Genomic DNA, 22,448 nt, shown 5'->3' with positions numbered 1-22,448 from the left:
AGATCGGCGGGACGCTGAAGCTCAGTGACAAGTGCAGTGTCTACGGTGATTTTGAAAAAACCTTCGGCGGCGATATCAAGACCGACTGGCGCGTGGATGCCGGCATCCGCTGGGGATTCTAACCGCAGATTAGCTATCTTCAATAAAAATAACAGGGCGACAGCACGAATAAAGTGCTGTCGCCCTGTTATTGTATATACGGCATTAGTGCAGTGTCTGCATTAGTGCCGCTTTATTTTCTGCGGGCGTCGTTGTAGGGCGTCCGAGATCGCTGCGTGATCCGATGGCGATGCGCACCTCAAGGAAGGTGAGTTTCCTGTGTTCCTGAATATCCTGCAGCGCACGGCGGAGCGAGCCGGGATCATCGGCACTGCGGACGCGCCGGTAGCCGACGGCTTCGGCGATGTGGAGGAAGTTCATTGAGTCTGCGACTGTCGGTGCGCCGCCGACGGATTCGTGTGCCTCATTGTTGAGGAGGATGTGGACAAGATTCTCAGGCGCGATGGCGCCGATGGTCGCCATTGCCCCCATATGCATCAGTGCCGCGCCGTCGCCGTCGATACAGATGACGCGGCGCTGCGGGCGATGAAGGGCGATGCCGAGGGCAATGGCACTTGCATGTCCCATCGAGCCGACGGTGAGGAAGTCACTGGCATGACCCTCGCCGCGCGCCTCACGCAGCTCAAAGAGCTCGCGTCCCGTCTTGCCCGTCGTTGCGACGATAACGGCGTCTCCTGTGGCATTGAGGATTTCGGCGACGGCGTCTTCACGGCGCATGGGAAAGAGGTTTTCATATTTCTGCTTTGGGTACGTGAGCGCGCCTTCACGGATGAGGAATGCTGCCTGTCCGCCTGCCGCGAGATGCGGACGTACCTCCTCCATCATGCGCGCGAGCTCTGCGGGCGTTGTCTCCTGCGTGAGGATGCGTGTCGTTACACCCATCGTATCGAGGAGCGGCTCGGTGAGCCGTCCCTGCAGGAGATGTTGCGGCTCGTCGTGCAGTCCAGGCTCACCGCGCCAGCCGATGACGAAGATGCACGGGATGCCGTAGACCGCGCGGTCGAGGAGCGAGAGCAGGGGATTGACGATGTTCCCCAGCCCGCTGTTCTGGAGATAAACGACAGGCGTTTTTCCCGTTGCGAGATGATAGCCCGCCGCGAGCGCCGCAGCGTTTCCCTCGTTCGCAGCGATCACGTGGGATGCATTATTGCTGCCGTAGCTCTCTACGAGGTAATCGACAAGCGGCCGGAGCTTTGAGTCCGGCACGCCGGCGAAGAAATCTGCCCCGAGGATGTTGACAAAATCTTTGACGTCCATGGTTGAGGTTCCTTTCTCTTGAAGAGTGATGCAGGGGGGGAGTTGCCGGAGCCGCTTGGCATTTGCCATGCGAAAACAGAGGGGCTTAATTGCTGCGGAAAAAGACGCGCGGTACGAAGGATAACGGCGCAACGACGGTGACACCGCTATGCGCGAAAATCCCGCGTCACGTCTTCTTCATTGAGGGAAAATATTCCCCATTACTCGCAAACCCATCCACAAACGCCCTTGCCCGCGGATAGAAGAACGCGCGCAGCTCTTCACTGTCCGCTTCGTACCCGTCCTCCCACTCGTGCCCGCGCGGGTAGATGCCCGTGCGCGCGATGCGAAAATCCACCGTGCCGTCCTCGTCCGAAAAATCCTGCGTCTCGAGCCGGAAGGCGTGCGTCTTTGACCGCACGGCGAGCTTGAACGTCTGCCCGGGGAAGGTCAGCGCGCTGTAGACCACATCGCGCTCTGTTCCGCCGAATACGGCGGGCAGGTTCCCGTCGATGTCCTCCGGGACGGGGAATCCGCAGAGGTGTCCGAGGGTCGGGTAGATATCGACGATGCTCGTCATTTCATCAGCAATAATGCCCTGCGGCACGCCCGCTCCGCGGATCATCCACGTCGCGCTTGTCTGCACCTCGCGTGCGAGATCAAAACGGGTGCACACATCTGCCGCACCAAAGCAGGGCAGTCCATGATCGCTGTAGAGGTTGACGATGTACTCGTCCTCGTCATAGCGATCGGCGATATACGAAAGCAGCGCGCCGATGTTCCGATCCACATTCCGAAGGCTTGCCCAAAACTCCTCTTGGTAGACCTTCGTCGGGAGGAGGCGGACGCTCGCTGTGCGCTCTTTGCCCGGGGCGATTCTGCGGTCTTTGAGGGCGAGGCGCGCCTCGACGGTGGGATCGAATTTGAAGTCCTTGCCGTCCCACGGGTGGACGTCCATCACATGCAGCAGGAGGAACTGATCCGTCTCTTCGAATGCCTCGATCTGCCGGATCGTGCGATCTACCCCCTCGTAAGACGCAGCTTTCCATGAGGCGGAGACGATGCGGTCGTAGCCGCGCATGACCCCGTTGTAGATGCCAAACCCGCTCGCCATCGGGGCGGCGCAGTAGTATCCGAGACGCTGCATTTGTTCCGAGAGCGTCGGGATATCAAGCGGCAGCTCGTGGCTGTCCTTTTCGTTAAAGATATGGATGCGCTGCGGATAGCGTCCCGTCTCGATGGCGGGGAGCGCGGGGAGTGTGTGCTCGGACGTAGAGAAATTCTGATCAAAGATGACGCCGCGCGAGAAGAACTCCGCGATGCGCGGCATACACGCCGGGAATCGCGTGCGCGCCGCCGCCCATGAAAGCCCGTCCACGAGGATGTTCAGCACGAGTTTTTTGCGGTGCGGATCGTGCCCGAGGTGGATGGGCGTGCCGACGGCGAACGTCTCGCTTGCGGTGAGCGTCGCACTCTCGCTCAGGCGATAATTGCTGAATGCCCATTTGCCGAGGAGAATGTCCTCCGCATCCGCGGCGGTCTCGATGCGGCATTCGTGCCATGTGTGCGCGCCGGCGACGGGCAGAATGATTTCGCGCCCCTCCGGCACCTCGATATGAACGCTGCCCTGTGCCATGCGGGCTTTTTGGAAATCGAATACGAAGTCATGATGCCAACATTGAGCGAAGAGATTGTCGTGACGATACTGCGCGAGCATCTCGCCCTTTTCCGAGAGAAAACAATTTTCCGTGTAGCATCCGACATAGAACCGGTCGCTCCCCTCGGGCATCGTGAGCGGGAGCATCTCACCGACGAACACATCGCGGCGGAACGTCAATGCGCCGTCATGATAGAACGGGCGGTGCGGCGCGAGCGGAGCATAGTTGCCGGGACCGAGCGCGACGGCGAGCCGATCGAGCGCCTCGGGGAGCAGTTCCGGCGACGGGAGTTCGATCTGCGGCTTGATCTCCTCGTATATGCTATATCCGTAGCCCTGCATGGTCATGGCGTCGAGGTATCTGCCGACGTGCCTGTAAATTTCCGCGAGGAGCTTCCACACCTCGTAGTTCACCGGGCGCAGGCGATAGGCGCGCTCGGCGAGCGGGAGCGCGGCGTCGTATCTGCCGTGTCCCGCGAGGTACCGCGCCGCAAAGATGTAAAAATGCGCCGTGTCCGGGCGTTCCTCCTGATAGGCGCCCAGGAGCGCGAGGTAATCGTCGTCATAGGCGCCGCGCTCCATGCGTGCAGCAAGATCGTCGAACAGCGCAAGCGCGCAGTCGTTGTTCTGCCAAAAAATATTGAAATCGTCTTGCATGGGCGTGTCCTTTCTAGGCGTGACGCGGAGGGAAAAGTTATCGGAGCCGCTTGGCATTTGCCTTGGGAAAAAAGCGGGGCTTAAAAATCGCTGCGGCAAACGCCGCGCGATATGAAAGTGTTTGGGGAAACGTAGGATTTGTGTGCGTCTCAGGGTATCTTTCTCGCTGCTTAGCAAACGACGCGGCAGGTATGTATCATTATCTCGTTCGTTCCGCCGCACAGTCCTTCGGACTGCAAAGCGGCGCTCTAACACATCCCCTCATCAACGGGCAACGAGCCGCGCCGCCCTACGGGTAAATGCTCCGCAGTTTCGATAAGATACCCGTTCGCCGCAGCTTACTACACGGCGATACACCTGATGCGAGACGTTCCGACGGCGTAGCGCACCGCCGCATGAAAATGACCCGGCGATGCGCGAAAATCCCGTCTTAGCCCGTAACCTGAGTGACACGGAAGTTTGGATGCAGAGCAAGGAATGAGAAAAACACAAGCGCCGGCGTAGTTAAGAGCTACGTCAAGCGCAGTGTTTTTCGATATGACACAGCTATGCGCCAAAATCCCGTGTCACGCCGTGTCACGCCGTGTCACGTCCCTGGGAAGGGGAAGATTTCGCCATTATTATCTATCCCCCTCATAAACTCCCGCACCCGCGGATAAAAGAATGCGCGCAGTTCTTCGCTGTCAATAGCATATGCCTCATCGCCCTCGTGTGCGCTCGGGTAGAACTGCACCTGCGCCTCTGCAATATCCGCCGTGCCGTCGACCTCGACCGCGCTGTTTACCGTCACGCGCATCGAATACTCCGGCGCACGCGCCGCGAGATAATATGCCTTCGTCGGGAAGAGCGAATTGCTGAATGCGATCTCGCGACCCGTGCCGCCGAATATTTTCGGAAGTACCCCGTCCACATATTCATCCACGGGGAAGCCGCAGAGCGCGCCGAGCGTCGGGTAAATGTCCACCCCGCTCACTACCTCGTCCGTATGAACGCTGCACGGAACCCCTACGCCGCGCATCATCCATGCCGCATGCGTCATATGCGGCTCGACCACCGTCTCATTGTCACGGAATACCGATGCACCGTGATCGGAGTAGAGCGTTACGAGGTACTCGTCGGGCGTGTAATGCTCCGCTAGGTAGGAAAAGAGCATCCCGAGCGCGCGATCCGTACTGCGGATTCCTTGGAGGCACGCCTCCTTGTTCAGCGGCGTCGCGCCGAGATAGGGGCTCGGCGTATTGCTTTTTGTCCCGGAGAGACGTTCCCTGAGCGAAAGTCCCGTCTGCGTCGGTGTCGACGGCTGCATGCTTGCTTCCGACCATGGGTGCGCATCCATGAGGTGGAGCAGGATGAAGTGATCGGCGTCACGCAGACCGTCCAGATGACGGACAGTGCGCTCTGCCGCCTCGTAGGCGAACATGCGGTAAGGCGTCATGATGAGCCGGTCGTAGCCGCGCATCGTCCCGTTATAGATGCCGTTGCCGTCGGTCATGAGCGACGCCGTAGCGTAGCCGAGCGACTTCATACGCTCCGAGAGCGTGATGTAGTCGGGCGGGAGCTCCACGGCGATCTTTTCATTGAAAATCTGACTGTGGTGCGCATACATGCCTGTCTCGATGGAAGCAAAGGACGGGTATGTATACTCCGCCGTCGAATAATGCCGGTCGAAAATCACCCCCTCGCTGAAAAAACGGGAGGTATTTGGCATGAGTTCTTCAAATCGGTCGCGCAGTACCGCCCATGGGAGCGCATCGACGAAGATATTCAGCACGAGACGGCGGCGGTGCGGCGCGTGGCCGATGCGGATCGGCGTGCCGACGACGAAGGCGTGTTCGGAGGAGAACGTCGTCTCCTTGTCGAGCCGGAAAAAACTCGGCGTCGCAGGCGAGAGGTACGTCTCTGCATCTACATCTGCCGCCTGCACCTGCACATTTTGTACCGGGGACTGCGTACCGAGGATCGGAACAACCATCTGCGCTCCCTCTTCCGGAGTGATGATTGCCTTGCCGGGGGCACGCTCGGCGCGCATAATGTCAAAATTGAAATCGCCCGCGCCAAAGACGCTGATATTTTCATCATTGCGGATGCGACTGAGCAGCCACGCCTTATTCCCGCGCAGCTCCTGCTCCGTGTAGACCCCGACGTAGTAGGGCGGCGTGATGTGCGGCGAGATCGGCAGAAATTCGCCCGCAAAGCAGGAGGCGCGATCCGTCAGCCCCTTTTCTGCGTCGTAAGACATGCGCCGGAGCGTGAACGGCGCATAGTTCGCCTTGCCCATCGCGACAGTGAGGCGATCGAGCAGGGCGTCCGTCAGCTCCTCGGGCGGGAGCGTCAGCCGCATCGGCGTGCCGAAGAGATTTTCCGCGTACGCCTGCATCACGAGCGCGTCCGTATACCGTCCGAGTCCCTCATAGGCGCGCGCAAGGATGCCCCAAACGACATGGCTCACGGAACGCCGGCGAAACGCGCGCTCCCCGCAGACGGCGGCGTCCGCCGGATTGTCCTCGGCGAGCAGATAGAGCGCGGCAAAGATATCCGCGTGGACGGCATTCCCGCCCGCCGCGCGGTATGCGGCGAGCCGGGCGAGATATTCCTCGTCGTAGGCGCCGCGCTCCGAGCGGTCGCGCAGATCGTAAAAAAGCGCGTGCGCGCGCTCGCTGCGCCGCCAAAATGCTGCAAGGTCGTTTTGCATGGGCGTGTCCTTTCTAGGCGTGACGCGGGCGTCTCTCATACGGCTTCTATCGATATGCGGAATCAGAGGTGGGCACGGCACGCCGTGCCCCTACCGCGCGCGCGTGAATCGTATCTGTTTCCCGCGATGAAGGGAAACAGATAGGCGCCAAAATCTCGCGCATAAAACCGTACAGTAAGTGACACGGAAGTTTGGAGGCAGAGCTAGGAATGGAGGTGAACGCGAGGAAGGCGGCGGATTTATAAAATCCCATCAACTTATGCCGCCCCCGTAGGGGCACGGCGTGCCGTGCCCTCAAACTCGTTATGGCGGCGTAACGTATCGCCGAAAATGACGACGCTATGCGCCAAAATCCCGTGTCACGCCTTAAATGTTTCGCCGTTGCTCGCTACTTCCCTCAAAAACTCCCGCGCCTTCGGGTAAAAGAACGCGCGCAGCTCCTCGCTGTCTACGGCGTGTCCCGGCTCTGCCTCATGGGCGCGCGGGAAGATGTCGGGATATGCCCCGCCGAGATCGACCGTCCCGTCTTTTGCGACGACTTCGTCCGTCTCGAGACGCAGCGTATGCGTCTTTGACCGCACGGCGACCTTGAGCGTCTGCCCGGGATAGCGCGAGATGCTGTACGTCGCCTCCCGCGCCCGCCCGCCGAATACCGCGGGGAGATTGCCGTCCACATCGGGGGCGACGGGAAAGCCGCAGAGATGCCCGAGTGTGCGGTAAATATCCACACTGCTCGTCAGCTCATTGACCACGCCCGCCGCAGGGACGCCCGCACCGCGCATCATCCATGACGCGCCCGTGGAGTAGGGTCCCATGATGTCAACGGCGCCGTCCGAGTTTGGACTAAAGATGGAGACGCCGTGGTCGGAGTAGAGATTCACGATGTACTCGTCCTCATCGTAGTGCGTCCGGATGTAGTCGAGTAGGACACCGACGCTGCGGTCAACGTATCGCGCCCCCTCGAGGAACTGCGCACGGTAGATTTCGAAATTCGGCAGGCGCACGCTCGCCTCCGTCCCCTCCGCACCGAGGAGACGCCGCGCGAGCGGCAGGCGCGTCTCCACCGCCGTTGCGAACTTGAACCCTTTTGCAGAGTAAGGGTGCACATCCATCACATGCAGGAAGAGGAACTGATCTGTCTCGCCAAAGGCTTCGAGCTGGCGGATCGTGCGCTCCGCTCCGTCAAAGGCGGGCTGATCCCACGAGGTCGCGACAATGCGGTCGTAGCCGCGCATCGCGCCGCAGTACATGGAGTAGCCGCTCGCCATCGGCGCCGCGCAGTAGTAGCCGAGGTCTTTCATGCACTCCGAGAGCGTTGCCATATCGAGCGGCAGCTCGTGACTGTCCTGCTCGCTGAACACCTGCGTATGCGTCGGATAACGCCCCGTCTCGATGGCGGCGAGCGCGGGGTAGGTGAACTCCGAGGTGGAAAAATGATCGTCAAAGATGACGCCGCGTGAGAAAAATTCCGCGATGCGCGGCATATATTCCGTGAATCGCGTGCGCATGACGGGCCACGAGAGCGCGTCGACGAGAATGTTCAGCACGAGCTTTTTGCGGCGCGGACTGTGCCCGAGGAGGATGGGCGTGCCGAGGACATAGGGGGCGGATGCGTCCACGTGCAGCGTCGTCTTTTCGCTGAGACGGAAATAGCTGAACGCCCACTTGCCGAGATAGGTATGATCGTCTACGGTCTCCGTTTGAAACGATAATTCCTGCGAGAGCTCCGTGCCGGCGATCGCAATGAGCGCTTCCCGCCCCTCCGGCACCTCGATGACCGACGCGCCGCGCACCTCGCGCGCCTTTTGCAGATCGAGCACGAAGTCGTGATGCCCGCAGTTTTTGAACCGCGCACTCCGGCGGAGTTCTTCGAGCATGAACCCCTTTTCCGAGAGGAAACGGTTCTCCCCATAACAGCCGACCCAAAACCGTGCGCTGTCTGCGGGCATCGTGAGCGGGAGTTCCTCGCCGACGAAGAGATCGTCGTGAAAGGAGAGCCGCCCGTCCTTGAGTACGGCGCGGTATTGGAGAAACGGCGCTAGTTTTCCCTCGCTCATCGCGACGGAGAGGCGATTCAGCCCCTCGTTGAGGAGCTGCGGCGGCAGATCGATGTGCGGTTCGGGCGTCTTGTAAATCCCGTAGCTGTAGCCCCGCATCGTGAGCGCGTCGAGCGGACGCCCCAGATGCTCGTAGATCTCGGCGAGCAGATTCCACACCGCATAGCCGACCGGGCGCAGACGGTACGCGCGTTCGGCGAGTGGGAGCGCGGCGTCATACGCGCCGTGTGCCGTGAGGTAGCGTGCCGCGAGGATGTAGAAATGCGCACTGTCCGGTGATTCCGCTTGGTACGCGTCCAGCGCGGCGAGGTAATCGTCATCGTAGGCATTTCGCGCGCCGCGCGCGACGAGATCGTCAAAAAGGGCACGCGCACGGGCGTTGTTTTGCCAAAATACGGTGAAGTCGTCCTGCATAGCAAAGCTCCCTTTTTATGTAGACTGTGGGGAGGGGAAAATCTCGCCATTATTATCTATTCCGCGCAAAAACTCCCGCACCCTCGGATAAAAGAACGCGCGCAGCTCCTCACTGTCGACGGCGTGATCCGCTTCGCCCTCGTGGTCGCGCGGATAGATTTTTACCTCCGCGCGCGAGAGATCGACCGTGCCGTCCTGCTCGACCGCATCCGCAACCGAGAGACGCAGGGTATGCGTCTCGCTGCGTGCCGCGAGGAAATATGCCTTCGTCGGGAAGAGCGAGTTGCTGAACGCGATCTCGCGCCCCGTGCCGCCAAATGCCTTTGGCAGTACCCCGTCCACATACGCGCCGACGGGGAAATCGCAGAGCGCCCCGAGTGTCGGGTAGATGTCCACCGCGCTCGTCAGCTCATCCGCGCGCACGCCCTCCGGCACGCCCGCGCCGCGCATCATCCACGCCGCGTGCGTCATCGCGGGATTTGCGATATCCTCGCATTCGTTGAAGATCGAGACGCCGTGGTCGGAGTAGAGATTCACAATGTATTCGTCAGGGGCGTAGTGGCGTTCGAGATAGGTGAACAGCGTGCCGAGCGCCCGATCCGCATCGCGCACGCCCTGCCAAAACGCCGCCCCGCTGAGCGCATTCGGCACGAGGTAGGGACTCGGCACGCGCTCGTCGGGCGCAGAGAGCCGATCCGCGAGGGGGAGACGCTGCTGCACCGATGAGGAGAACTGAAAAAATTCGGAGGCTTCCGCATGTACGTCCAGTGCATGAAGGAATATGAAGTGATCCGCATCGCCCATCCCCTCGAGCAGGCGGATCGCACGCTCCACTCCGTCATAGGCGTGCTGACGGTAGGTTGTGATGATGAGCCGGTCATAGCCGCGCGTCACGCCGTTGTAGATGCCGACGCCTTCTCCCAAGAGATTCGACGTCGCATAACCGCGTTCCTTCATCCGCTCCGAGAGCGTGATGCAGTCGGGGCGCAGCTCGATCGCGACACTGCCGCTGACGAGACCGCTGTGATGCGGATACATGCCCGTCTCGATGGTCGCGAGCGATGGGTAGGTGTACTCTGCCACCGAGAAATGATTGTCAAAGATCAGCCCTTTGCTGAAAAAATCATGCGCGTTCGGCATTTCCTCTTTGAACCGTTCGCGCACGACCGACCACGCGAGCGCATCTATGAGGATGTTCAGTACGAGGCGCCGGCGCGCCGGCTCATGTCCGATCCGGACGGGCATGCCGACGATATAGTCATGGTCGGAGGAGATGGCGGTGCGTTCGGAAAGACGGAAGAAATTCGGCGCGCCCGGGTTCAGCCATGTCGTATTGTCGAACGTGCTCGTCTCGAAGCGGATCTTTTGATCGTCCGCCGTGCCGATGACGGGCAGAACGATCTCCGCGCCCTGCGGGTCGATCTCCGTTTTGCCGCACGTGGGCGCACCGCGCATGATGTCGAATGTGAAGTCGCCGCCCGCATGTGCCGCCGCGCCGGGCGTGCGCCGCACGGCGTCGATCAGCCATGATTTGCTCATGCGCGGTTCCTGCTCGGCATAGACGCCGACATAATACTGCGGGGCGATGTGCGGCGAGACCGGCAAAAACTCCCGTGCGAACAGCCCGTCCCGCCCCGATAGACCGCGCTCGGGCGTGTAGCTCATGCGGCAGATGGCAAAGGGCGCGTAGCTCGCGACGCCGAGCGCGACGGCGAGCCGATCGAGCGCGGCGGGCGTCAGCGCGGCGGGCGGAACGTTCAGTGAGATGGGGATGCGGTAGAGATTTTCGGCGTAGCCCTGCATGACGAGGGCATCGTCATAGCGTCCGAGGGCGGTATATGCGCGCGCGAGCACGTCCCACACGGCGTGATTTGCCGGGCGCAGGCGGAAGGCGCGTGCGCCGTAGTCGGCGCCGGTAGCCGCGTCGCCGTGTGCGAGCATGTAGCGCGCGGCAAAGATGTAGAGGTGCGGGTGATCCGGCGCTTCCTTTTCGTAATCGTCGAGCACGGTGAGATAATCGTCGTCGTAGGCGGAGCGTTCACAGCGTGCGAGAAGATCGTCAAAGAGGGCACGCGCACGGGCGTTGTTGTTCCAAAATGTGGTGAAGTCGTCCTGCATGGGCGTGTCCTTTCTTAGCGTGATGCGGGCGTCTCTCATACGGCTTCTATCGATATGCGCGCGTGAATCGTATCTGTTTCCCGCGATGAAGGGAAACAGCTATGCGTGAAGATCCCGCGCATAAAACCGTACAGTAAGTGATGCGGAAGTTTGGATGCAGAGCAAGGAACAAGAAAAATTCAAGGGAAGGCGTAGATGAAACCTACGTCGACCGCAGAATTTTTCGCAGTGACACAGCTATGCGCCAAAATCCCGCATCACACCCTCATCGCGTCTTCGAATACGTGGAAAAACCCAGCAATATCCGGTACATCGATCGCCCCGAGGGCGCACAGGCGGAATGTCTTTTCGGTCTGCATTTTGCCGGGGTAGATGGTGAACCCGCGCTCGTAGCAGTAATCATGCACGCGCGTAAAGTCAAAATTCGGATCGTCGGGATACCGTACGGCGGCGACGAGTCCCGACTGTATTGCGCGGGGGATCGCCTCTTCTAATCCAAGAGATTCCAGACCCTCGTGAATGGCGTTCATGACGCGCGTATGGCGCGCCCATTTTTTCGTCTCGCCCTCGGCAAAATATTCCGCGAGCGCGCGCTTTGCCGCATAGACGACCTGCACTGGCGGGGTGAAGCGCATCTCACCCGTTTTTTCAAATCCTTCGTACTGCATGACGAGGTTCGTATAGTAGGACCGCACGGGATAGTGCGCCGCCGCGTCGAGCACGGATTTGCGCGCGAGGACGAAGGACAGCCCCGTCATGCCTTGGATGCCCTTTTGCGCGGACGACATGAGCGCGTCGATGTTCATCTCCGCGGCGTTGATGGGGATCATGGCAAACGTCGATATGGTGTCGGCAATGCAGATCGCGCCGTGCGCGTGGGCGAGCGCGCCGATCTCTCGCACGGGATTGAGAATCCCCGTGCCGGTCTCCTGATGCGTCGTGTAGACGGCGGTGATCTCGGGATGCTTTTTCAGCGTGTCCTCTATCACCGCGAGATCGGGCAGTCCGTCGATCGGGAAGGTGAGGTCGATGTGCGGTACGCCGTAGGCGCGCGCCATCTCCGCGGCGCGGGCGGAGTATGCGCCGTTGTTCACGATGAGGAGCTTGCCGTCCGCGGGAACGAGCGAGGAGACGCAGGCGTCCATGGCGATCGTGCCCGACCCGCAAAAGAGGACGGTCGCCCATTCTTCGGGCGTCACATGCACGACGCGCAGGAGGTCGCCCCCGAACGTGCGCATCAGATCGCCGAATTCCCGCTCACGCGGGCAGATGTCGGGGACGAGCTGCGCCGCCTTTACCGTGTCGGTCGTGGTCGCGGGACCCGGATTGAGCAGGATGTTTCGTTTGATGTTCATAAGTCACTTCCGATACATAAAGCAGTTGAAGATGAACGGAGTGTTCCAGTAGCCGGGCATTTGTCTAATTTACATGATAAGCATCATTCTCTTGAAAGTTGAAGATGAACGGAGTGTTCCAGTAGCCGGGCATATCGACAGTCGGGAACGTGACGGTGAGATCGTGCTGCCGTGCGAAGTCCTCGAAGAACGCGCGGGAATAAAAGAGCTTATCGAGTCCCCTATACCGCTCGTCATAGTCCGGAATGGAGGCACGGCGAAACGCGTGATAGGCGTCCTCCCTCTCGACGTCATGCAGTTCGAGGAGCCCGAGCGCACCGCGCGATTTTTCGAGCATTCGGGTGAGTACATGATGCGCATAGTCCGTGTCTGCGAAATAGGAAAAGACGCCGGCGGAGAAAACCGCGTCGTAGGTCTGCGCCGCAGACATCAGATCCGCCTCGCCGCAGGAGAGCTCAAGCGCATCGGGGAGTACCTTTTGCGCAATATCGACGAGAGAGGCGGCATAGTCCGTGCCGCCGACCGCGATGCCGGCGCGCGCCATGAGGTAGAGATTTGCGCCTGCGCCGCAGCCGACCTCAAAGACGCTCTTGCCGGGGGCGAGGTGCAGGAGCCGGCGCATCTGCGCGTCCTGACCGACGAAGGTCTCGAGCGGCAGACCGCCCTCCATGACGTCGTAGCCGTTCGCGCGCTTGAGCTCGAGCAGAACGTCCTGCCAGCTGCCTGTCAACCGGTCGTTCGAGGAGGTGCGCCGGTTCCATACGGCGCGCCATTGATCTTTCATGCGGCACCTCACATGACTTCGATGAGACGGATGATGTCCTTGATGGGCATGAGGTTCTGGTCCGCCTCATGCGCGCGGTGATGGACGAGAATGGAGCGCGCGGTCTCCTCCATGGCGGGGAACGCGCTGCGCGTGAGCTGGTTCGCGTAAATGACGATGCGCACACCGTGCGCCGCCAGCTCCGCCTCGGTGATCGTGTTGTAGGACGATGGGACGGCGACGATGGGGATATCCGGGTGCGCGGCGTGGAACGCGTCGCAGAACGCGAGCACCTCGTCGGGCGTCTTTGCCCGCGAGTGGATCATGATGCCGTCCGCGCCCGCCGCGACGTAGGCGTCGGCGCGCCGCAGCGCATCCTCCTGCCCCTTTTCGAGGATCAGGCTCTCGATGCGCGCGATGATCATAAACTCGTCGGTGCGCAGCGCCTTTTTCCCCGCGGCGATCTTCTCGGAGAAATTCTCGATCGTGTCCTGCGTCTGCGCGACCTCCGTGCCAAAGAGGGAGTTGCGCTTCGCCCCCGTCTTGTCCTCGACGATGACGGCGGAGACGCCGATGCGTTCGAGTGTGCGGACGTTGTAGGCGAAATGCTCCGCCGTGCCGCCCGTGTCCATGTCGAGGATGACGGGTTTCGTGGTGACGTCCATGACCTCGTTGATGGTCTGGATGCGGTCGGAGAAATCGACGAGCTCGATGTCGGGCTTGCCGCGCGCCGTCGAGTCGCAGAGACTGGAGATCCACATGGCGTCGAACTGGTCGAGGCCGCCGTCGCTTTCGACGACGGTTTTCTCAGCGATCAGACCCGTGAGACCGTTGTGCACCTCGATGGTCTTGACGATGGGGATGATTTCGAGCAGGCGGCGCAGGCGGCCGCGGCGCCGCTCGGGCATGGCAAGGTGCTCGCGCATCCGGCGGTCGATTTCGACGACCTCCTCGTTGTAGGTGTAAGGCGGCTCGACGAGCTCTCCGCCGAGGCGCTTTAGACACGCGAGCACGTTCTTGCGCAGCGCGGACTCGGGACCCTGCGCCCAGTTGCGCCCGTGGATCACATAGTCGGGGCGGAGCTCTGCGAGGATTTCGTCATAAAAAATATGCTCCTGCACGACGACCTCGTCGACGAGCTCCTCTGCGCGCAGCATCTCCATGCGCTCGGCCAGCGTGCGCGTGGGGAATCTGTTGTAGCGCAGCATCTCGGGATCCGAGAGCACGCCGACGACGACGCGGCCGAGTTTTGCCGCTTCGCGCAGGATGTTCCGGTGTCCGTCGTGGATGATGTCTGTGCAAAAGCATGTGTATACTGTTTTCATAGCCCCTTCATTTCCCTTTCCAAATCCCTGAGTTCCTCTGCGGTGTCGATCTCCCATACGTCCGCGCGCGTACACGGGCGGATGTAGATGTTAAAGTCCGCCGCGTAGTATTTGAGCGCGATCTCATCCCAGTAGAGCTGCCGATAACGCTCCTCCCTGTAGAGCGCTGCGGCGCAGTGGGCGAGACGCGCGCCGTCCGCCGCAGTCCAGTACGAGAGCCCGAGCATCTGATGGCAGTCGCGGCCGCCGACGCCGATCTCCGTGATGCGTCCCTGCGCATCGACGGCAAACCGCCAGTCGTCCGTCTCCTCCACGGGGAACGCGATGTAGTTCGAGCGCTCCTGCCCGGGCGTTATGACGGCAGGATTTGCGAGGTACAGATCCCCCTCGACGACGTAGGTGTCCTCAAGCAGTCCCTGTGCCCCCGCCAGTGTGACAGAGGAGATGTTGTTTGACGTCTCCCAGTCGGGATTGTCCAGAAATGAAATCCCTTCGTATTGGTCTGTGAGCTTGTCGAACGCCGCGCCGCGATACCCTCGTACAATGGTAATCGACGAAATCCCCGCCGCCTTAAGCGCGTCAAGGATGGTCGTGATGATCGGACGTCCGCAGACCTCGACCATCGGCTTTGGACACGCGTCCGTGAGCGGCGCGAGACGCGTGCCGCGCCCCGCGGCAAGGATGAGGGCGCGGCTGACTTTATGCAGGTTGTTCATTCCTCTATACACCTTACCTGATGATGTTAGATTTTCAAGGTTGTTACCGGTGCCGCTTGGCATTTGCCTTGCCAAAAAAGCATGGCTTAAAAATGGCTGCGGCAAACGCCGCGCGGCACGGCGGCGTAACTTACTATGCGCCAAAATCCCGCCTCGCGCCTAAATAATCCCCATCTTTCGCTTTGCCTTCGCGAGCGTTCGCTCGGCGATCGCCGATGCCCGCTCCGCGCCCTCGCGGATCGCGGCGTCGAGATATTCTTTGTCTGCGAGGAGCTCTGCGTATTTTTCCCGGATGGGGCGCAGTTCGTCGGCGACGGCGGTGCCGACGGCGGTCTTGAAGTCGCCGTACCCCTTGCCCGCGAATTCCGCCGCGATCTCATCCATATTTTTTCCCGTAACGGCGGCGTAGATGGTCATGAGGTTGTTGATGCCGTCCTTGCCCTCTCGGAACGCGACCTCCGCCTCGCTGTCCGTGACGGCGGAGCGGAATTTTTTCAAAATCGTTTTTTCGTCGTCGAGGATGTAGATCGTCGCCTTTGCGTTCGTGTCGGACTTGCTCATCTTCGCCGTCGGCTCCTGCAGGCTCTTGACGCGTGCGCCCTCCTTCGGATAGTAGCCCTCGGGCAGGCGGAACACCTCGCCGTAGGCGCGGTTGAACCGCTCCGCGACGTCGCGCGTGAATTCGAGGTGCTGTTTTTGATCCGCGCCGACGGGGACGTAATCCGCTTGGTAGAGGAGAATGTCGCCCGCCATGAGCGCGGGGTAGGTGAAAAGTCCCGCGTTGATGTCCTCGGGGTGTTTCGCGGATTTGTCCTTGAACTGCGTCATGCGCGAGAGGTCGCCGAACGGACTGAGACACGAGAGCATCCATCCCATCTGCGCGTGCGCGGGGACGTGGCTCTGGATAAAGACGAGACTCTCCTTCGGATCAAGACCGCACGCGAGCAGGAGGGCGAATGCCTCGCGGCTCTGCCGGCGGCGTTTCTCCGGCTCGTTGTATACGGTCAGCGCGTGCAGATCGGCGACAAAATAATAGCAGTCATAGGACTCCTGCAAATGCCGCCAGTTCTTCACCGCGCCGAGATAGTTCCCGAGGGTGAACGTGCCGGTCGGCTGAATGCCGCTGAGAATGATTTTGCGGCGGGTGTCCTGTGCTGCTGTGACTGTCATGACGCTTCGTCTCCTTTATTATGCAGATGTGAGTTTCATTATATATCATTGCGCCGGTTTTCGCAAAGGAAAAGGCGCGACACGGGATATTTGTGCCTAACTTTGTCATATCGTCGAGCACTTCGGTTGACGCAGCCTTTTAACTGCGCCTGCCCTCGCGCTCTCCTCATTCCGCGTTATGCATCAAATCTTCCGTATCGCCTAGGTCACGGCGTGCCACGGCTTTTTTGCGGCGCTGCCGTGCCCTTGCGTGCGTTATGCCGGTGTATCGTTGTCGCCGCGCTGAAAAACAAAACGCACAAAAATTCCTTGCCTTTCTTTCGGGGCTCTGTTACAATATATTCCACATCAAAAATTGAAAACCACAAGATATAGTGTATTTTCAAATTCAAAGGAGAAAAGTTCATGGCAGTGACAACGGTAACGAAGCGCGCGGGGCACAGCGTCCCCTACGACCGCGCGAAGATCCTCAACGCGATTGCGGCGGCGAGCAAGGAGTACGCGCACCCGATGACCGCGCTCGAGATCGAGGAGGTGACGGCGGCGGTCGAGGCGGCGTTTGAGAGCCGCGCCGAGATCTCCGTCGAGGAGATTCAGGATCTCGTCGAAAAACAGCTCCTCGCGCACGGATTCTACGACATCGCGCGCCGCTACATCACCTACCGCCAGCGCCACGCACAGCGCCGCATGGCACAAAAACACCTCATGGCGAGCTACCGCGACATCTTCTTCGCGGATGCCGTGGATTCCGATCTGAAGCGCGACAATGCGAACATCAACACCGACGCGTCGATGGGCATCATGTTAAAGCTCGGCGCGGAGGGCGCAAAGCACTTCGTCGACAACTACGTCCTCGAGGAGCGGTACGCCGACGCCGACCGCGAGAACTTCATCCACATCCACGACAAGGACTTCTCGCTCATCACGTTCAACTGCTGTCAGATCGACCTCCTGAAACTCTTCCGCGGCGGCTTCTCCACAGGACACGGCTTCCTGCGCGAGCCGAACTCCATCCGCGCGTACGCGAGCCTCGCCTGCATCGCGATCCAGTCGAATCAGAACGACATGTTCGGCGGGCAGAGCATCAACGCGTTCGACTTTGCCATGGCGGACGGCGTGAAAAAATCCTTCCGCAAGGCGATCGTCGAGGAGGCGTGGAAAGCGCTCCTCTATCGCCTCGGACACGGGCATTTCACGCACGACGCGTTCAAAAAAGCGCTGCGCGCAGAGCTGGACTTCGCCGTCTGCGTCTACGCCGAGGACGCGGAGAGCGAACTCGGCGAGAGCGCCGTCAGAGAGCTGCGCCGCGCGCTCGACGCCGTCTATCGGAATGCGTTCGAGACGCCCGTCGCGGGCGAGCTTGACGCCGACGCCGCGACGATCTACCGTCTCGCGTGCGAGAGTGTCGAGGAGGAGACGCATCAGGCGATGGAGGCGCTCATCCACAATTTCAACACGCTCCACTCGCGCGCGGGCGCGCAGGTGCCTTTCAGCTCCATCAACTACGGACTCGACACCTCGCCCGAGGGGCGGCTCGTCATCCGCGAAGTGCTCAGCGCCATCTGGCAGGGGCTCGGCAACGGCGAGACCGCCATTTTCCCAATCTCCGTGTTCCAGCTCAAGGCGGGCGTCAACTACAACCCCGAGGATCCGAACTACGACCTCTTCATCGAGTCGTGCCGCGTCAGCGCGCGCCGTCTCTTCCCGAACTACGTCAACATCGACGCCCCGTACAACCTCCAGTACTACAAGCCCGGCGACTACAACAGCTGCGTCGCGACCATGGGATGCCGCACGCGCGTCATGGGCAACGTCAACGGCCCCGAGCAGTCGGGGAGCCGCGGCAATTTCTCCTTTACGACCATCAATTTGCCGAAGCTCGCGCTCGAGGCAAAGGGCGATCTGAATAAATTTTGGGAGCTTTACGATTACTACATCGAGCTGTGCCACGACTACCTCCTCGACCGCCTGAAGGTCATCGAGGAAAAACACGTCTACAACTACCCGTTCCTCATGGGGCAGGGCGTCTGGATGGGCAGCGAAAAGCTCAGTCAGGTGGACTCCATCAAGGGGGTTCTCAGGCACGCGTCGTTCTCCATCGGGTTCTGCGGGCTCGCCGAGTGCCTCGTCGCGCTCATCGGCAAGCATCACGGCGAGAGCGAAGAAGCGCAGGAACTCGGGCTCAAGATCGTGCGTCACATGCGCGAGCGCACCGACGCCTATACCAAGGCGGAGAGCCGCAACTGGTCGACGTTCGGCACGCCTGCCGAGAGCACCGCGGGGCAGTTCCAGCGCGCGAACAAAAAGACGTACGGCATCATCCCCGGCGTCACCGACCGCGGCTACATGACGAACTCCAGCCACGTCCCCGTCTACTACGACATCAGCGCGTACGACAAGATCCGCATCGAAGCCCCGTATCATGAGCTCGAAAACGCCGGACACATCGCCTACATCGAGATGGACGGCGACCCATCGAAGAACGTCAAAGCCTTCGAAAAAGTCGTCCGCGCCATGCACGATGCCAACATGGGCTACTTCTCCATCAATCACCCCGTCGACCGCGACCCCGTCTGCGGCTACACCGGACTGATTGAAAACGAATGCCCGCACTGCCACCGCAAGGAAAAATCCTTCGGCACCATGACTGTGCCGCGCATGAAAGACTAAGAGTATATTAGGCAATTAAAAAAGCACGCTTCCGATCAATCGGAGGTGTGCTTTTTATTGCTTTGGGGATAAAATTGTGATAAAGTAACGATAAAAAGGAGGACGCTCTTATGATCGCAATTCGTCCGGTATCAGACCTGAGAAATAAATTTCCGGAAGTGGAGGAAGTTGTCCTGCACAGCGGAAGCCCCGTGTTCCTCACCAAGAACGGATACGGCACAATGGTTCTGATGAGTCTCAAACAATACGAAGCACTCACCGAGGACGTAGAGACAAAACTCGATGAAGCGGATGCCGCGGCAAAGGAGAACGCCGCACGTCTCTCGCATGACGAGGTGTTTCGCGCCGCGCGGGGGATTGTTGATGAAGGTGTATAAACTCACATATCTCCGCTGTTCAGCAAAGACCTGAATGAGATTGTCCGCTATATTGCCGACGTCCTTAAGCATCCGCAAGCTGCCGCCCGACTGATTGACGACGTAGAATCTGCCGTTCGAAAACGCCTGTATATGCCGGAGGTGGTCGCTCCCTATCCTTCGACGAGGGAGCGCGCTGCCGTATTATCCAATCTATGTGCGCGAGTACATTATTCTCTATGTCGTTATCGGAGATACCATTGAAGTGCGCCGCATCCTCTACAGTCGGAGAAATCTTGCTGAAATGTTTTGAAATATTGTGATATAATAGATAAACAGTTGGACTTGTAAAGGAGGAACAATGATGAAATTTTTTATTGACACGGCAAAAGTGGAGGAGATTCGCGCGGCGAACGATATGGGCGTCATCTGCGGGGTGACGACGAATCCGTCGCTGATCGCGAAGGAGGGACGCGATTTCAAGGAGGTCATCGCGGAGATCGCCTCCATCGTGGACGGCGCGATCAGCGGCGAGGTGAAGGCGACGACGACGGATGCGGCGGGCATGGTCGCGGAGGGGCGCGAGATCGCGGCGATCCATCCGAATATGGTCGTGAAAATCCCCATGACGGTCGAGGGGCTCAAGGCGGTGAAGCGGCTCTCCGCAGAGAATATCAAGACGAATGTGACGCTCGTCTTCAGCGCGGGGCAAGCACTTCTCGCGGCGCGCGCGGGGGCGACCTATGTGTCACCGTTCCTCGGGCGGCTCGACGATATTTCCGTGCCGGGCATCGACCTCATCCGCAGCATCGCGGATATCTTTGGGATGCACGACATCAAAACGGAGATCATCGCGGCGAGCGTGCGCCATCCGATTCATGTGGTCGACTGCGCGCTGGCGGGGGCGGACATCGCGACCGTGCCGTATAAGGTGCTCGAGCAGATGACGCATCATCCGCTCACGGATCAGGGGATTGAGAAGTTCAGGAAGGATTATGAAGCTGTCTTCGGATAAGGCGTGAGGCGTGACGCGGGATTTTGGCGCATAGCTGCGTCATATCGAAAAACACTGCGCTTGACGTAGGTCTTTAACTACGCCTGCGCTTGTGTTTTTCTCATTCCTTGCTCTGCATCCAAACTTCCGCGTCACTTACTATACGGTTTTATGCGCGGGTTTTTCGCGCAGTCCGATCTCATCGATACGTTACGCCGCCGTATATCGTCATAGGGCACGCCCCTACGGGGGCGGCATATCAACCAAATACCAACAATAAAAGAGAACCGTTACACAACATTGTGTGCACCGGTTCTCTTTTTGATTGCCTATCTTAGCCCGCTTCGGCGACCTCGATAATGGGGAGCGCGCCGTCCGTGATGCATTCCTTCGTGACGGTGACGCGGCGCGGGGCGGTCTCGCGCGGGATGTCGAACATCACGTCGAGCATGACCTCTTCGATGATGCCCTTGAGACTGCGTGCGCCCGTTTTGCGCGCAATCGCCTTTTTTGCCACGGCGCGCAGGGCGTCCTCGGTAAAGACCAGCTCCACGCCGTCCATCGCGAGCAGCTTTTCATACTGCCGTACGGGGGCGTTGATCGGCTCGGTGAGGATGCGCAGGAGCGCGTCCTCGTCCAGCGTCTCGAGCGTGCAGATGACGGGCAGGCGTCCGATGATCTCCGGGATGATGCCGTATTCCATGAGATCCTCGGGGCTGACCTGATGAATCAGCGTGTCAAATTCCTTTTCCGTCTCCTTGCCGCGCACCTCCGCGCCAAATCCGATGGCGGCGCTGTTTTTGCGCAGACGCTTGGCGATGATTTTCTCGATGCCGACGAAGGCGCCGCCGACGATGAAGAGGATGTTCTTCGTGTCAACCTTGATGGTCGGCGCTTCGGGATGCTTGCGCTGACCGCGCGCCGTGAACTCTACGACGCTGCCCTCAAGCATCTTGAGCAGCGCCTGCTGGACACCCTCGTGTCCGGGGTCGGCAGTGATGGAGTTGTTCGCGCCCGATTTGCGCGCGATCTTGTCGAATTCGTCGAGATAGATGATGCCGTGCTCCGCCTTTTCGATGTCCTTGTCCGCCGCGTAGTAGAGATTGCGCACGGCGACCTCGACATCCGCGCCGACAAACCCCGCCTCGGTGAGGCTCGAGGCGTCCGTCACGGCGAAGGGGACGTCGAGGAGTTTCGAGAGATGCGAGAGGAGGGCGGTCTTGCCGCAGCCCGAGGGGCCGAGCATGATGACATTGGACTTTTCGATCTCCGTTGACTCCTGCTCCTCTTTGGCGGCTTCATAGCCGTATTTCATGCGCTTGTAGTGGTTGTAGACCGCCACCGCAAGGATTTTTTTCGCGTGATCCTGATTGATGATATAGGTGTCGAGATAGTCCTTGATGAGGTGCGGGCGCGTCTTTTGCAGCACATCGTCCAGCTGCGTGCGGAACGAGCTGTGCTCCTCGGACGAGACGGCCTGATCATGTTCGTCGAGGAAGTGGTTGATCTCGCGTACGCAGTCCCGGCAGATGGCAAAGCCCGTGTTCGGATCGTAAATCGGCATATCGTATTGGTCACGCACATCAACGATGCGTTTGCAAAAGCTGCATTGGTGTTTGACCGGATTCTTTGACATTATGTATCCTTTCGAAAATTAAAGGGAACCTTGATAAAATCTACCATAGGATACCATAGGAATGCAGGGAGCGCAAGCAAAAGACGGGTGGAGAGATGATTTTATATTATATCGAAAGGAAAATAATCCTGCGAATTTGTCTAGAAAAACGTGGAAAAGGGCTTGACGCTTCGCGGGGATTATGTTATATTATGACAGTCGCGCTGATGAAGGCTGGAGGCTCTCGAGGCGCGAAAGATGTACCCTGAAAACTACACAATGCAGAGAGGTTAGAGGAATCTAACCGAAGCCAGATGCAACATCGTTGATAATTTGGTCAACGAGAAACAATTCTTTTACAGAATGACATTAATGAGTCTAGAGAGGCTCTTCTTTTACGGAGAGTTTGATCCTGGCTCAGGACGAACGCTGGCGGCGTGCTTAACACATGCAAGTCGAACGGAGCGAATGAAAGCTTGCTTTTATGAGCTTAGTGGCAAACGGGTGAGTAACACGTAGACAACCTGCCGATCAGATGGGGACAACATTCCGAAAGGAATGCTAATACCGAATGGCGTGTAGGGGAGGCATCT

The 22,448-nt window shown here is 59.6% G+C and carries 14 protein-coding genes and 1 rRNA gene; 4 read left to right on the top strand and 11 right to left on the bottom strand.

From position 1 onward, the window contains the following. Positions 1-204: 204 nt before the first annotated feature. The 10 genes from aepY to trpS form a co-directional block, all read right to left on the bottom strand. Positions 205-1,317, bottom strand: coding sequence for a phosphonopyruvate decarboxylase (gene aepY, locus HMPREF1147_RS03600; RefSeq protein ID WP_009657727.1), 1,113 nt, complete (start codon positions 1,315-1,317; stop codon positions 205-207). 166 nt (positions 1,318-1,483) lie between these two features. Then, a complete protein-coding gene (locus HMPREF1147_RS03595) occupies positions 1,484-3,610 on the bottom strand; it encodes a sulfatase-like hydrolase/transferase (protein ID WP_009657720.1) in 2,127 nt (708 codons plus the stop codon). A gap of 586 nt (positions 3,611-4,196) precedes the next feature. Beyond that, positions 4,197-6,302 (bottom strand): sulfatase-like hydrolase/transferase, encoded by a 2,106-nt coding sequence (locus HMPREF1147_RS03590; protein WP_009657723.1) that lies wholly within the window; start codon positions 6,300-6,302, stop codon positions 4,197-4,199. A 359-nt stretch (positions 6,303-6,661) separates the two neighbouring features. Then, positions 6,662-8,773: a sulfatase-like hydrolase/transferase gene (locus HMPREF1147_RS03585; RefSeq protein WP_009657722.1), complete on the bottom strand. Its 2,112-nt coding sequence runs from the start codon at positions 8,771-8,773 to the stop codon at positions 6,662-6,664. Positions 8,774-8,788: 15 nt separating this feature from the next. Beyond that, entirely contained in the window at positions 8,789-10,930 is a 2,142-nt protein-coding gene (locus tag HMPREF1147_RS03580) for a sulfatase-like hydrolase/transferase (protein WP_009657725.1), read from the bottom strand. A gap of 218 nt (positions 10,931-11,148) precedes the next feature. Continuing rightward, entirely contained in the window at positions 11,149-12,246 is a 1,098-nt protein-coding gene (locus HMPREF1147_RS03575) for a 2-aminoethylphosphonate aminotransferase (protein ID WP_009657721.1), read from the bottom strand. A gap of 64 nt (positions 12,247-12,310) precedes the next feature. Next, the gene (locus HMPREF1147_RS03570) at positions 12,311-13,030 is read right to left on the bottom strand and encodes a class I SAM-dependent methyltransferase (protein ID WP_009657729.1); all 720 of its coding nucleotides are present in this window, start codon (positions 13,028-13,030) and stop codon (positions 12,311-12,313) included. An 8-nt stretch (positions 13,031-13,038) separates the two neighbouring features. Then, positions 13,039-14,334: a phosphoenolpyruvate mutase gene (gene aepX / locus HMPREF1147_RS03565; protein WP_009657717.1), complete on the bottom strand. Its 1,296-nt coding sequence runs from the start codon at positions 14,332-14,334 to the stop codon at positions 13,039-13,041. Next, positions 14,331-15,050, bottom strand: coding sequence for a phosphocholine cytidylyltransferase family protein (locus HMPREF1147_RS03560; RefSeq protein WP_009657716.1), 720 nt, complete (start codon positions 15,048-15,050; stop codon positions 14,331-14,333). The genes aepX and HMPREF1147_RS03560 overlap by 4 nt, the downstream gene beginning before the upstream one ends. A gap of 159 nt (positions 15,051-15,209) precedes the next feature. Further along, positions 15,210-16,220, bottom strand: a complete 1,011-nt coding sequence (trpS, locus tag HMPREF1147_RS03555) for a tryptophan--tRNA ligase (protein ID WP_009657719.1) — start codon at positions 16,218-16,220, stop codon at positions 15,210-15,212. Between the two features lie 405 nt (positions 16,221-16,625). Here trpS and HMPREF1147_RS03550 point away from each other — a divergent pair, with 405 nt between their 5' ends. The 3 genes from HMPREF1147_RS03550 (at position 16,626) to fsa (ending at position 20,261) form a co-directional block, all read left to right on the top strand. Continuing rightward, positions 16,626-18,890 carry an anaerobic ribonucleoside triphosphate reductase gene (locus HMPREF1147_RS03550; RefSeq protein WP_009657724.1) on the top strand — a complete coding sequence of 755 codons (2,265 nt, stop codon included), beginning with the start codon at positions 16,626-16,628 and terminating at the stop codon, positions 18,888-18,890. Between the two features lie 110 nt (positions 18,891-19,000). Beyond that, positions 19,001-19,267 (top strand): type II toxin-antitoxin system Phd/YefM family antitoxin, encoded by a 267-nt coding sequence (locus HMPREF1147_RS03545; protein WP_009657728.1) that lies wholly within the window; start codon positions 19,001-19,003, stop codon positions 19,265-19,267. A gap of 343 nt (positions 19,268-19,610) precedes the next feature. Then, positions 19,611-20,261: a fructose-6-phosphate aldolase gene (gene fsa / locus HMPREF1147_RS03540; protein ID WP_037351104.1), complete on the top strand. Its 651-nt coding sequence runs from the start codon at positions 19,611-19,613 to the stop codon at positions 20,259-20,261. 313 nt (positions 20,262-20,574) lie between these two features. Here fsa and clpX read toward each other — a convergent pair whose 3' ends face one another. Beyond that, positions 20,575-21,876 carry an ATP-dependent Clp protease ATP-binding subunit ClpX gene (gene clpX / locus HMPREF1147_RS03535; RefSeq protein ID WP_009657726.1) on the bottom strand — a complete coding sequence of 434 codons (1,302 nt, stop codon included), beginning with the start codon at positions 21,874-21,876 and terminating at the stop codon, positions 20,575-20,577. A gap of 373 nt (positions 21,877-22,249) precedes the next feature. On the opposite strand from clpX, the gene HMPREF1147_RS03530 reads away from it, so the two are divergent. Continuing rightward, positions 22,250-22,448, top strand: a 16S ribosomal RNA gene (locus HMPREF1147_RS03530); the annotation flags it as partial.

The organism is Selenomonas sp. FOBRC9 (assembly GCF_000287655.1).
Lineage (GTDB): Bacteria > Bacillota > Negativicutes > Selenomonadales > Selenomonadaceae > Centipeda > Centipeda artemidis.
This window is presented reverse-complemented; position numbering and strand designations above follow the sequence as displayed.

Excerpts from the sequence above, each read along its gene's own strand:
- aepX (WP_009657717.1), bottom strand. The coding sequence starts at position 14,334 with ATGAAAACAGTATACACATGCTTTTGCACAGACATCATCCACGACGGA.
- HMPREF1147_RS03570 (WP_009657729.1), bottom strand. The coding sequence starts at position 13,030 with ATGAAAGATCAATGGCGCGCCGTATGGAACCGGCGCACCTCCTCGAAC.
- trpS (WP_009657719.1), bottom strand. The coding sequence starts at position 16,220 with ATGACAGTCACAGCAGCACAGGACACCCGCCGCAAAATCATTCTCAGC.
- fsa (WP_037351104.1), top strand. The coding sequence starts at position 19,611 with ATGAAATTTTTTATTGACACGGCAAAAGTGGAGGAGATTCGCGCGGCG.
- HMPREF1147_RS03550 (WP_009657724.1), top strand. The coding sequence starts at position 16,626 with ATGGCAGTGACAACGGTAACGAAGCGCGCGGGGCACAGCGTCCCCTAC.
- HMPREF1147_RS03580 (WP_009657725.1), bottom strand. The coding sequence starts at position 10,930 with ATGAGAGACGCCCGCATCACGCTAAGAAAGGACACGCCCATGCAGGAC.
- HMPREF1147_RS03590 (WP_009657723.1), bottom strand. The coding sequence starts at position 6,302 with ATGCAAAACGACCTTGCAGCATTTTGGCGGCGCAGCGAGCGCGCGCAC.
- clpX (WP_009657726.1), bottom strand. The coding sequence starts at position 21,876 with ATGTCAAAGAATCCGGTCAAACACCAATGCAGCTTTTGCAAACGCATC.
- HMPREF1147_RS03575 (WP_009657721.1), bottom strand. The coding sequence starts at position 12,246 with ATGAACATCAAACGAAACATCCTGCTCAATCCGGGTCCCGCGACCACG.
- HMPREF1147_RS03595 (WP_009657720.1), bottom strand. The coding sequence starts at position 3,610 with ATGCAAGACGATTTCAATATTTTTTGGCAGAACAACGACTGCGCGCTT.
- aepY (WP_009657727.1), bottom strand. The coding sequence starts at position 1,317 with ATGGACGTCAAAGATTTTGTCAACATCCTCGGGGCAGATTTCTTCGCC.
- HMPREF1147_RS03545 (WP_009657728.1), top strand. The coding sequence starts at position 19,001 with ATGATCGCAATTCGTCCGGTATCAGACCTGAGAAATAAATTTCCGGAA.
- HMPREF1147_RS03585 (WP_009657722.1), bottom strand. The coding sequence starts at position 8,773 with ATGCAGGACGACTTCACCGTATTTTGGCAAAACAACGCCCGTGCGCGT.
- HMPREF1147_RS03560 (WP_009657716.1), bottom strand. The coding sequence starts at position 15,050 with ATGAACAACCTGCATAAAGTCAGCCGCGCCCTCATCCTTGCCGCGGGG.